General features: G+C 65.7%; 8 protein-coding genes and 1 pseudogene. 1 reads left to right on the top strand and 8 read right to left on the bottom strand.

Translation table 11 applies throughout. The annotated features are described in order from the left end of the window. Nucleotides 1–108: 108 nt before the first annotated feature. The 8 genes and pseudogenes from pnp to rimP all read right to left on the bottom strand — a co-directional run bounded on the left by pnp (nucleotide 109) and on the right by rimP (nucleotide 10463). Nucleotides 109–2270: pseudogene (gene pnp, locus CWS35_RS05425) on the bottom strand (polyribonucleotide nucleotidyltransferase). A 318-nt stretch (nucleotides 2271–2588) separates the two neighbouring features. Beyond that, the gene (gene rpsO, locus CWS35_RS05420; RefSeq protein WP_016844725.1) at nucleotides 2589–2858 is read right to left on the bottom strand and encodes a 30S ribosomal protein S15; all 270 of its coding nucleotides are present in this window, start codon (nucleotides 2856–2858) and stop codon (nucleotides 2589–2591) included. Nucleotides 2859–2860: 2 nt separating this feature from the next. Then, nucleotides 2861–3970 carry a tRNA pseudouridine(55) synthase TruB gene (truB, locus tag CWS35_RS05415; RefSeq protein WP_100951182.1) on the bottom strand — a complete coding sequence of 370 codons (1110 nt, stop codon included), beginning with the start codon at nucleotides 3968–3970 and terminating at the stop codon, nucleotides 2861–2863. After that, on the bottom strand, nucleotides 3967–4380 hold the full coding sequence (gene rbfA, locus CWS35_RS05410; protein ID WP_024584604.1) for a 30S ribosome-binding factor RbfA: 414 nt from the start codon (nucleotides 4378–4380) through the stop codon (nucleotides 3967–3969). Before rbfA ends, truB begins: the two co-directional genes overlap by 4 nt. 175 nt (nucleotides 4381–4555) lie before the next feature. Beyond that, entirely contained in the window at nucleotides 4556–7255 is a 2700-nt protein-coding gene (gene infB / locus CWS35_RS05405; protein WP_024584603.1) for a translation initiation factor IF-2, read from the bottom strand. 109 nt (nucleotides 7256–7364) lie between these two features. Then, nucleotides 7365–8051 (bottom strand): RNA-binding protein, encoded by a 687-nt coding sequence (locus CWS35_RS05400; protein WP_024584602.1) that lies wholly within the window; start codon nucleotides 8049–8051, stop codon nucleotides 7365–7367. A 15-nt stretch (nucleotides 8052–8066) separates the two neighbouring features. Further along, nucleotides 8067–9683: a transcription termination factor NusA gene (nusA, locus tag CWS35_RS05395; RefSeq protein ID WP_100951180.1), complete on the bottom strand. Its 1617-nt coding sequence runs from the start codon at nucleotides 9681–9683 to the stop codon at nucleotides 8067–8069. A gap of 3 nt (nucleotides 9684–9686) precedes the next feature. After that, a complete protein-coding gene (rimP, locus tag CWS35_RS05390; RefSeq protein ID WP_100951178.1) occupies nucleotides 9687–10463 on the bottom strand; it encodes a ribosome maturation factor RimP in 777 nt (258 codons plus the stop codon). A 346-nt stretch (nucleotides 10464–10809) separates the two neighbouring features. Between rimP and CWS35_RS05385 the strand changes: the two genes are divergently transcribed. After that, nucleotides 10810–11880 (top strand): DUF2336 domain-containing protein, encoded by a 1071-nt coding sequence (locus CWS35_RS05385; RefSeq protein ID WP_024584599.1) that lies wholly within the window; start codon nucleotides 10810–10812, stop codon nucleotides 11878–11880. Nucleotides 11881–11934: the final 54 nt, after the last annotated feature.

Here is an 11934-nt window from a genome sequence, read left to right as displayed (position 1 = left end):
TGCGTCGGAATCTCGCATTCTCTCCGCAGAGTCTCGCACGCACCGGCATCGGAGCAAACAAAAAGGGCGGCCTTTCGGCCGCCCTTCCTGGTTTCGTTCCAAACAGGCTTACTCGCCAGCGGCCTCTCGCGGGCCGCAGCCGGAGCCTCGGACTTCTGCTTGGCCTCGAGATCCTCGCCGGTCTCCTGGTCGACCGCCTTCATCGACAGGCGGGTCTTGCCGCGGTCGTCGAAGCCGAGCAGCTTGACCTTGACCTTGTCGCCTTCCTTGACGACGTCGGAGGTCTTCTGCACGCGGTTGGCGGCGAGCTGGCTGATATGGACCAGGCCGTCCTTGGCGCCGAAGAAGTTCACGAACGCGCCGAACTCCATCACCTTGACGACGGTGCCTTCGTAGATCTGGCCGATCTCCGGATCGGAAGCGATCGACTTGATCCACTTGATCGCGGCCTTCATCGCCTCGCCGTCGTTGGAGGCGACCTTCACGGTGCCGTCGTCCTCGATATTGACCTTGGCGCCGGTCTTCTCGACGATCTCGCGGATCACCTTGCCGCCGGTGCCGATCACTTCGCGGATCTTGTCGGTGGCGATCTTGAAGGTCTCGATGCGCGGCGCGTATTCGCCGAGCTCGGCGCGGGCCACGGTCAGGGCCTTGGACATTTCGCCAAGGATGTGGATGCGCCCTTCCTTGGCCTGGCCAAGCGCAACCTTCATGATCTCCTCGGTGATGCCCTCGATCTTGATGTCCATCTGGAGCGAGGTGATGCCCTGGTCGGTGCCGGCGACCTTGAAGTCCATGTCGCCGAGATGATCCTCGTCACCGAGAATGTCCGACAGCACCGCGAAGCGCTGACCTTCGAGGATCAGGCCCATGGCGATACCGGCGGTCGGCCGCTTCAGCGGCACGCCGGCGTCCATCAGCGACAGCGAGGCGCCGCAGACCGAGGCCATCGAGGACGAGCCGTTCGATTCGGTGATCTCGGAGACCACGCGGATCGTGTACGGGAACTCGTGATGCGGCGGCAGCACCGGGTGGATCGCGCGCCAGGCGAGCTTGCCGTGGCCGATCTCGCGGCGCTTGGTGCCGCCGAGGCGGCCGGTTTCACCGACCGAGTAGGGCGGGAAGTTGTAGTGCAGCAGGAAGGTTTCCTTGTAGGTCCCCGACAGTGCGTCGATGTACTGCTCGTCCTCGCCGGTGCCGAGCGTGGTCACGACCATCGCCTGGGTCTCACCGCGGGTGAACAGGGCCGAGCCGTGGGCCCGCGGCAGCACGCCGGCTTCGGCGATGATGTTGCGCACCGTCTTGACGTCACGGCCGTCAATGCGCTTGCCGGTGTCGAGGATGTTCCAGCGGACGATCTTGGCTTCTAGTTCCTTGAACACGCCGGCGACACGGAGCTTGTCGTATTTCGGCTCCTGGCCTTCCGGGAAGAAGTGCGCGAGCACCTTCTCCTTGACGGCGCCGACGGCGGCATAGCGTTCCTGCTTGACCGGGATCGCATAGGCCTTGCGCAGCTCCTGCTCGGCGATGCCGAGCATTTCCTTCTCGATCTCCGAATTGTCGATCGTGGTGACCTCGCGCGGTTCCTTGGCGGCCTTCTCGGCGAGCTCGATGATCGCGTTGATGACCGGCTGGAAGTGGCGGTGGCCGAACATGACCGCGCCGAGCATCACCTCTTCGTTGAGCTCCTTGGCTTCCGACTCGACCATCAGCACGGCGTCGGCGGTGCCGGCGACCACGAGGTCGAGCTGGGTCTCGGTCATCTCGTCCAGCGTCGGGTTGAGGATGAACTCGTCATTGGCAAAACCGACGCGGGCGGCGCCGATCGGACCCTTGAACGGGGCGCCCGACAGCGTCAGCGCGGCCGACGCGGCGACCAGCGAAACGATGTCCGGATCGTTCTCCATGTCGTGCGAGAGAACGGTGACGATGACCTGGGTCTCGTTGCGCCAGCCATCGACGAACAGCGGACGGATCGGGCGGTCGATCAGGCGGGAGACCAGCGTCTCCTTTTCGGTCGGGCGGCCTTCACGCTTGAAATAGCCGCCGGGAATGCGGCCCGCGGCATAGGTCTTCTCCTGGTAGTCGACCGTCAGCGGCAGGAAGTCCACGCCTTCGCGCGGGGCCTTCGCTGCGACGACGGTGGCAAGCACCACGGTCTCGCCGTAGGTCGCCATCACGGCGCCGTCGGCCTGGCGGGCGATCTTGCCGGTCTCAAGTTTGAGGGGACGTCCACCCCAGTCGATCTCGACGGAATGCTTATTGAACATTTCGGTTGTCTTTCATGGTTTCACGAAAGCACGGTGCCCTGAAACACAAAGACCATGCCAAGACGGCGAGACACTGACGCGCGTGTCGCGATCAGCATCCGGCGATCCTGCCATGGTCCCTGGATTTCGGATGGCGTCCATCCTTTCGGTCATCTGGGCATCTTGCCCGGTCCAGCGGCCGGATTGCTGCTGGACGCTAGTGTGCATGGCGTGACCGCCATGCTGTTGCGCATGATCATCTTTCGGCAATTCGAAAGTCCGAGTTCGCGGACGACCATGCGAAAACGCGCGCGAACCGCGCGCGCGTGCTTCTCAATATCAACGACGGATGTTGTGCTTCTCGAGCAGCGCCTTGTAGCGCGCCTCGTCCTTGCGCTTGATGTAGTCAAGCAGGGAACGACGCGTCGACACGAGCTTCAGGAGGCCGCGGCGTGAATGGTTGTCCTTCACATGGCTCTTGAAGTGCTCGGTGAGGTTATTGATGCGTTCCGACAGGATCGCGACCTGGACCTCGGGCGAGCCGGTGTCGCCGGCTTTGTTGGCATTCGTCTTGATGACTTCCGCTTTGCGTTCGGCGGTAATCGACATCGTCAGTTACTTTCATCGTTGCGAGCCGGACCGGCAGTCAGTCCGTTCAGGTTGAACACGCGCTTGGGGATGAGTTCGCCATTGCCAATTTCGGCAAGCGCGAGAAGTCGGCCTGCCACCGTGACATAGACTGTGCCGCTGGTATTGGGCGCATCCCGTCCGCGCAACAAAACGGCCTGGCCCCTGTGGAGCCTTGCCGCATCAGCCCGTGTGACGGCCAGTGCCGGGATGTCGTCCAGCGCGGTCTCAACGGGCAAAAGCGCGTCGGCGAGGCTGCCCTCGCCAGACGCGGCTCTATTGCATAAAGCCTCCAACTGTTCCAGCGGAATCATGTCCGCTTCGGTAAACGGACCGACAAGGGTCCGCCGCAGCGCACTGATATGGCCGAAACAGCCCAGAATCCGGCCCATATCGCGGGCCAGGGCCCGGACATAGGTTCCCTTGCCGCATTCGGCCTCGAACACGGACTGGCCGTTATCTCCATGTTCCACAAGGGTTAATTCGTGAATCTCGACCGGGCGGGGCTTCAGTTCCACGGTCTCGCCGTCGCGCGCCAGATCATAGGCCCGCTCGCCCTGCACCTTGATGGCCGAATATTGCGGCGGGATCTGCTCGATCACCCCGGTGAAGCGCGGCAGCAGGGCACGGATCGAATCGGCGCTCGGCCGGTTCTCGCTGGTCCGGACCGGCCGCCCCTCGGTGTCGTCGGTGTCGCGTTCCTCGCCCCAGCTCACGGTGAAGCGGTAGCGCTTGCGGCCGTCCATCACGAACGGCACCGTCTTGGTGGCTTCGCCGAGCGCGATCGGCAGGCCGCCGGAGGCGAGCGGATCGAGGGTGCCGGCGTGGCCGGCGCGCTTGGCCTGGAACAGGCGCTTGAGCACGGCAACCGCCTGCGTCGAGGTCATGCCGATCGGCTTGTCCAGCACGACCCAGCCATGGACGTCGCGCTTGTCGCGGCGCGGCTGCTGGTTCGGCCTGCCCTGCTTCTGGCGCGGGTCGTTGTTGGTGCGGCGCGCATCATCGGTGCGCTGGCCGGCGAAAGTGTCCCGCTCAGCGTCGCGCACGTCGGCATCGTTCGCGTCGATCACGCCGTTGGTCGTCATCACAGTCATTCCTCGTCGTCCGAATCGGGTGCAAGGTCTCGCTGCACCGCAGGTGTCCGCAGTAGTTTCTCGATGCGCGCCGCCTCGTCGAACCGCTCGTCGACGCGGAAGCGAATGTCGGGTGCAAATTTCAGGTTGACGCGGTGCGCAATCTCGCCGCGCAGGAACTTCTTGTTGCGCTCGAGCGCCGATATCACCGTGTCGGTGTCGCGGCCGCCGAGCGGCATCACGTAGATCGTCGCGAGCTTCAGGTCCGGCGACATACGCACCTCGGGAACGGTGATGATGTGGCCTTCGAGATCGGGATCGTGGACCTCACCCTGCGACAGAATCTCGGCAACCGCATGGCGAACCGTTTCGCCGACGCGCAGCTGACGTTGCGAGCCGCCGGGACTGGAACTCTTCTTTTGACGGGGCATGACCTTCTTCCAAAACCGTCGCGCCCGCAGGCCGATGGCCGCGGGCATCAATGTCCTGACTTTGCTTTCAATCGGGCAATGCGCTGGTGGCCGGACCAAAGTCCGGCCACGTCGGCGCATTTTCAGTTAAATGGATCCAACGCCTAGTAAGATCTGCGCTTCGTAAGATTTGGACTTACAGAGAGCGCTGGATCGTCTCGATGCGGTAACACTCGATCACGTCGCCGACACGCATGTCGCCGTAGTTCTCGAAGGCCATGCCGCACTCCTGGCCGGATTGCACTTCCTTCACTTCATCCTTGAAGCGCTTCAGCGTCGACAGCTTGCCTTCGTGCACCACGACGTTGTCGCGGATCAGGCGAACGTTGGCGCCGCGTTCCACGGTGCCGTCGGTGACGCGGCAACCCGCGACCTTGCCGACCTTGGAAATGTTGAACACTTCCAGGATCTGCGCGTTGCCCAGCATGGTTTCGCGCAGCGTGGGCGCGAGCAGGCCGGACATCGCCTTTTTGATGTCATCCACGAGATCGTAGATGATGTTGTAGTAGCGGATCTCGATGCCGTTGCGCTTGGCCGCGGCTGCCGCTTCCTTGTTGGCGCGGACCGAGAAGCCGATGATCGCGGCGTTGAAGCCTTCCGCCAGCGTGACGTCGGACTCCGAGATGCCGCCGACGCCGGCATGCAGGATGCGGGCGGCGACTTCGTCGGTGCCGAGCTTCTCGAGCGAGCCCAGGATCGCTTCCAGCGAGCCCTGCACGTCGGCCTTGACGATCAGCGGGAACTCCTTGCGGCCCGCGGTCTTCAGCTGCGACATCATCTGCTCGAGCGAGCCGCGCATGCCGGAGATCGAGGCAGCGGCGTTCTCGCGCTTCTGGTGCGCACGATAGCTCGTGACCTGACGGGCGCGGGCTTCGTTCTCGACCACGGCGAGACGGTCGCCGGCTTCCGGCGGCCCGTTGAAGCCGAGCACCTCGACCGGCACCGAGGGGCCGGCTTCTTCGAGATTCTCGCCCTGATCGGAGATCAGCGCGCGGACGCGGCCCATCTCGGCGCCGGCCACGATGATGTCGCCGACGCGCAGCGTGCCGCGCTGGACCAGCACGGTCGCGACCGGCCCACGGCCGCGATCGAGCTTGGCTTCGATCACGGTGCCTTCCGCCGGACGCTCCGAATTGGTCTTCAGGTCGAGGATTTCGGCCTGCAGCGCAATCATCTCGAGCAGCTTGTCGAGATTGGTCTTGTTCTTGGCCGAGACCTCGACGTCGACGACGTCGCCGCCGAGCGATTCGACCTGCACCTCGTATTGCAGCAATTCGGTGCGCACGCGCTCCGGCCGCGCATCGGGCTTGTCGATCTTGTTGATCGCCACGATCATCGGCACCTTGGCCGCCTTGGCGTGGTTGATCGCTTCGATCGTCTGCGGCATCACGCCGTCATCGGCCGCGACCACCAGCACGACGATGTCGGTGACCTTGGCGCCGCGGGCGCGCATCGCGGTGAACGCGGCGTGGCCGGGCGTGTCGATGAAGGTGATCTTGGTGCCGCTCTCGGGCGACAGCACCTGGTAGGCGCCGATATGCTGGGTGATGCCGCCGGCTTCGCCCGACACCACGTTGGCGTGGCGCAGCGCGTCGAGCAGCGAGGTCTTGCCGTGGTCGACGTGACCCATGACGGTGACGACAGGCGAACGCGGCTCGGTGTCGGTGGAATTGTCGACGACGTCGAACAGGCCCTCTTCGACGTCGGACGCGGCGACGCGCTTGACGCTGTGGCCAAGCTCTTCGGCGATCAGCTGCGCGGTGTCGGCATCGATCACGTCGGTGATCTTGTGCATCGCGCCCTGCTTCATCAGCATGCGGATGACGTCGACCGCGCGCTCCGACATGCGGTTCGCCAGTTCCTGGATCGTGATCGCTTCCGGGATGATGACTTCGCGGATCAGCTTTTCCTTGGGCTCGTTCGACGCGTGCCCCTTCAGGCGCTGGGTGCGGCGGCGGAACGAGGCGATCGAACGCTCGCGGACGTCGTCGGCGTTGAGCGCCGTGGTCAGGGTGAGGCGGCCGCGCTCTTTCTGCGGACCAGGCTTGTGGGTGGTCTTCGGGGCCGCGACGGGGCGCACGGCGCCGCCGGGGCGGCGCACCATGCGCGGACCTTCGTCCTCGTCGGGCCCGGCCGCAACCGCGGCTGGCCGCGGCGCGGAGGCTGGCGTGCGCGCGGTTGTCGTGGTCGCCGGGCGTGCGGCGGGCGCACGGGCGGCCGGAGCGGATGCAGGTGCGGGTGCCGCGGGCCTGGCCGGTGCGGCGGCGGGCGCCGCGCCGGGCTTGGCCTCGCCTTCGCCGAAGCGGCGCTTGGCCTCGACCTCGGCCTTCCGCTTGGCCTCTTCCTCGTGGCGGTGGCGCTCGTCCTCAGCCTTGCGGCGGACCTCGGCGGCCTCGCGCTCGGCCTTCTCGGCAGCTTCGCGGACGGCGCGGCGCTTGGCTTCCTCTTCGGCCTGGCGGCGCTCCTCGATATCGCGCTGCCGCGCATCGGCGAGCGCGCTGGCCCGCGCGGAACGCTCGTCTTCGGTCAGGGTCGGCAGCACCACGCCGGAGCGGGTGTTGCGCTGCTGCTGGCCGGCAGGCGGTCCGGAGGGGCGGCCCATCGGCGGCCGGGGTGCGGGCGGCGCGGGCTTTGCAACCACGGGTTCCGGCGCATGCGTCTCGCCCGGGCCATCGCCGCCGATGCGGCGCTTGCCCCGTTTCTCGACCACGACCTGCTTGGTCCGGCCGTGGCTGAAGCTCTGGCGCACGGTGCCCGTCTCGACGCGCGGCTTCAGCGACAACGTCTTGCTCGGGACACTCAGAGTTTTGTCGCCAGGGGTCTTGGTATCAACCATTCAGCAGTCCTAATCTCGTTTCGCTGTGCGTTTGCCGCACAAATCCTTCAATGCGTCGTTCTTCTGCTGAGCATGATCCGGTCGGAAAGACGGCGTCCGCCTTCCCGGATCACGCTCTGGAATTTCTGGCCGCTTCGGCGGTCTTGTCGTCGTCGGCCATCCGGTATCGGACCAGCATCTGGCAGCGCGACAGGAACGTCTTGCTCGCTGGGCCCGCGAGCAGCGCAGCATGTATCACATTTGACCGCCCAAGTGCCAAATCCAATTCTTCCGACGTCAAAACATTGACGACGGCGATTACCGGCGATTCACCACGTTTTTCGCCCCTTTGCCGGAGGATCGCGTCCAATTTGCGGATTCCGTCCGCAGCGCCGTCGGAAGCGTGGATCAGGGCTGCAGTTTCGTTCCGGTTGAGTGCGTCCTCGACCTTGCCGAAGCCCGCGACCACCTGGCCGGCCTTGGCGGCCATCGCCAGGGCCTCGGTGAGGCTGCGCACCAGGAGTGCATCGGTATCGGTGGGAAGGGTCGGCGCGACGCGGACGTCGCGCTTGAATCCCTTGCTAAATTGGTGACGACGGACGGCTTCCGCAACACTCCGCCGCGACGCCGAAATCCATAGCCCGCGGCCGGGCAGCTTGCGCTTGAGATCCGGGATCACCTCGCCGGTGGGCGAGACGACGAACCGGATCAGCTCGTCGATCGGACGCACCTCGCGGCTGACCGCGCACATCCGCGTGGTCGCGGACTTCTGCGTCCGCGGCCCATCGTCGAGATCGGGGTCAGCCTGAGCGAGCATCCGTGCGCCATCTCCTTACGACGCCGCTGTTTCTGCTTCGGCGGCGTCGGCCTCCTCGGCAGGCTTGGCGAGGTCGGCCTCGGTGATCCAGCCGGCCTTGAGGCGGGCCTGCATGATCATCGCCTCGGCCTCGTCGCGCGAGATCTCGATGCCGTCGAGGAACCCGGCATGCTTGGTCGGCTCGCTGCCTTCCTTGCGCTCGGTCCAGCCGACCAGATCGTCAGTGGCGCAGCCGGCGAGGTCTTCGACCGTCTTCACGTCGTTTTCGCCGAGCTTCACCAGCATCTTGCCGGTGATGCCGGGGACGTCCTTCATGGCGTCCTCGACCCCGAGTTCCTTGCGCTTGGCCTCCAGCTCGGCGTCCAGTTGCTCCAGATATTCGCGCGCGCGGGTCTGCAACTCGGTGGCGGTCTCCTCGTCGAAGCCCTCGATGCCGGCGAGCTCCTTGACGTCGACCATCGCGAGTTCCTCGACCGAGGTGAACCCTTCCGAGGCGAGCAGCTGGCCGACCACTTCGTCGACATTGAGCGCTTCCATGAACACCCGGGTCGAGTTCTCGAAATCGGCCTGCCGCCGCTCGGACTCTTCCTGCTCGGTCAGGATGTCGATGTCCCAGCCGGTGAGCTGCGAGGCGAGGCGGACGTTCTGGCCGCGGCGGCCGATCGCCAGCGAGAGCTGGTTGTTGGTGTCGGGGACCACGACCTCGATGCGCTCGCGGTCTTCGTCGATTACGACCTTGGCGACTTCAGCCGGCGCCAGCGCGTTGACGACGAAGGTCGCGATGTCGGGCGACCACGGGATGATGTCGATCTTCTCACCCTGCAGCTCGTTGACCACGGCCTGCACGCGCGAGCCGCGCATGCCGACGCAGGCGCCGACCGGGTCGACCGAGGAATCGCGCGAGATCACGCCGATCTTGGCGCGCGAGCCTGGATCGCGGGCGACCGCCTTGATCTCGACGATGCCGTCGTAGATCTCGGGCACTTCCTGCGCGAACAGCTTCGCCATGAACTGCGGATGGGTGCGGGACAGGAAGATCTGCGGGCCGCGGGTCTCGCGGCGGACGTCGAAAATATAGGCGCGGACGCGGTCGCCGTTGCGGAACACCTCGCGCGGCAGCATCTCGTCGCGGCGCACGATGGCCTCGCCGCGGCCGAGGTCGACGATCACGCTGCCATATTCGACGCGCTTGACGATGCCGTTGACGATGTCGCCGATGCGGTCCTTGAATTCCTGGTACTGCCGGTCACGCTCGGCCTCGCGCACCTTCTGCACGATGACCTGCTTGGCGGACTGCGCGGCGATACGGCCATATTCCAGCGGCGGCAGCGTATCGGCGATGGTGTCGCCGACCTGGGCGCCCGGATTGGCGCGCTGCGCGTCGAACAGCGAAATCTGGTTGGAGGAGTTCTCGACGACATCGACCACCAGCATGTGGCGGGTCAGCCGCAGCTCGCCCTTCTTGGCGTCGATCTCGGCATGGACGTCGGTCTCGCTGCCATAGCGGGCGCGGGCGGCCTTGGCGATGGCGTCTTCCATCGCCGCGATCACGATGGAGCGGTCGATCGACTTTTCGCGCGCAACTGCGTCTGCGATCTGCAGCAGTTCGAGTTTGTTGGCGCTGACTGCCATGGCTTAGTCTCCTTCGAATGGATCGATCTCGCCACGGCGCGCGCGCTCGGCGGCCAGGCGGTGCTTCTTGGTGTTGGTCGGCGCCGGCTTCGCGCCGAGCTTGTGATCGGGTTTGGGTTTCGGCTTCTGACTCTTCGCCGGATCGCTGTTCCTGGCGTGGGCCGGCTGCTGCGGCGCGAGGCCGAGCTCGCGGCGCATCTCGCGCTCGGCAGCCTTGCCGCGGCGCATCGATTCCTCGATCAATTCGTCGGTCAGCACCAGCCGGGCGTCCGAAATGTCTTCCATCACCAGCAGGACCTCGGCGTCCTCGGTCGGGCGCGGATCGTCGCGCCTGAGGCGCACCGCATCGCCCTCGACGCCGGCGAGCAGGCCGCGGAACCGCTTGCGGCCCTGATGCGCCACCGCCATCTCGACCTTGACCAGATGCCCGGTGTAGCGCTCGAAGTCGGAGCGGCGCACCAGCGGGCGGTCGATGCCGGGCGAGGAAATCTCCAGCCGGTAGGCGCGCTCGATCGGATCGGCGACATCCAGCACCGGCGACAGCGCGCGCGAGATCGCCTCGCAATCCTCGAGCTGCATCGAGCCGTCGGGCCGTTCCGCCATGATCTGCACGGTGCAGCCGGCGTCGCCCGAGACCTTGATGCGCACCAGGCGGTAGCCCATGCCTTGCAGCACCGGGACTGCGACCGCGGCCACGCGCGCCGCGACCCCTGGCTCGACGACGAGCCGCGGCTCGGCGAGCAGTTCGGTGTCCACGGACGTGGCGGTCGGATCGGTCATATCCAGTGTCAAAGGCTGTCTGAGGTCTAAAGCTGGTCTGAGGTCTGTTGTGTTGTTCTGGAGGCCTTAAGGGGCCGCTAACGCTACCCAAACTGGACCCGGCCCTGCCGGGTTTCGTCAGGTAATAAAAAAGAGCGGGTCCCGGGGGCCCACTCTCCTACGCGATCGTATGAGATACCATAAGTTGCGCTGGATATAGCCCTTTTGCCGGGGTCCGGCAAGGCCTCCAGGCCGTGCGCAGGGCGATTTTGCGGCTCCCGATGCGCAGCTTTGACCTAACCCTCCGTTTACGAACCGGACCATAGATTGTCGAAAATCGGCAGAAGTGGCCGGTTTGGACAGGCTCATGACGACAGCCCCCGTGCTGATCCCGGAACTCGACGATATTGTTCGCAGCGGCGACCCCAAGCGCCGGGCCGACGCCGCGCGTCGGCTCGGCGAGTTGTTCCTGCAGGGTGCCGCGAGCTTTCGCCCCGACCATATCGACCTGTTCGACGGGGTGCTGACCAGCCTGGTGCCGCATGCCGAGCTCGATGCACGGATCGATCTCGCCGAACGGCTGGCGCCGCTCGCCAACGCGCCGCGGCATCTGGTGGGGAAACTCGCCCGCGAGGACGATGTCGCGATCGCGGGACCGCTGCTGCGCCGATCGCCCGTCATCGACGACCAGGTGCTGGTCGAGATCGCCAATGCCAAGGGCCAGGGCCATTTGCTTGCGATGGCCGAGCGATCAAGGCTCTCGACTGCGCTGACCGACGTCATCGTTCGTCGCGGTGATCGCGATGTGGTTCGATGTGCGGCCGGCAATGCCGGTGCCGCGTTCTCGGACGATTCGTTTGCAAATCTGGTGCGGCGCGCCAGCCAGGACGGCGTGCTGACCTTGAAGATCGGCCGCCGCGACGATCTGCCGCCGGAGCATCTGAAGAGCCTGTTGGCCGGCTCGATCGACGTGATCCGCCGCCGCCTGTTCGACGTCGCCAAGCCGGACCGGCAGGCCGAGATCAAGTTGGCGATGAACGAGATCGAAGGCGTCATCGCGCAAGTCGAGGGCCGCGACTTCGCCGCCGCGCAGCGCGCGATCCTGGCGCTGCATCGCGCCGGCGAGCTGAACGAGGCAGCGGTGCTCGGCTTCGCCAAGGCGTTCAAATACGAGGAATCGGTGGCGGCGCTTGCCGCGATGACCGGTGTGAAGATCGTCACGCTCGATCGCCTGATCGCCGGCGATCGTTACGATCCGATCCTGATCGCCAGCAAGACGATCGGTTTCGAATGGCCGACCGTGCGTGCCTTGATCATGATGCGGCTCGGGCCCAACCGCGTGCCGTCGCCGGCCGATATCGAAGGCGCGCGCGTCAACTTCGTCCGCCTGATGCCGTCGACCGCGCAACGCGTCGTGGATTTCTGGAAGTCGCGATAGTCGGCGGAGGCTCATCATTCCGTCATCCTGAGCAGCGCGTTCCGCGCTCCTCAG

It is taken from the genome of Bradyrhizobium sp. SK17 (assembly GCF_002831585.1).
Classification (GTDB): domain Bacteria; phylum Pseudomonadota; class Alphaproteobacteria; order Rhizobiales; family Xanthobacteraceae; genus Bradyrhizobium.
The sequence above is the reverse complement of the archived record's forward strand: the minus strand, read 5'-3'. Positions and strand labels throughout refer to the sequence as shown.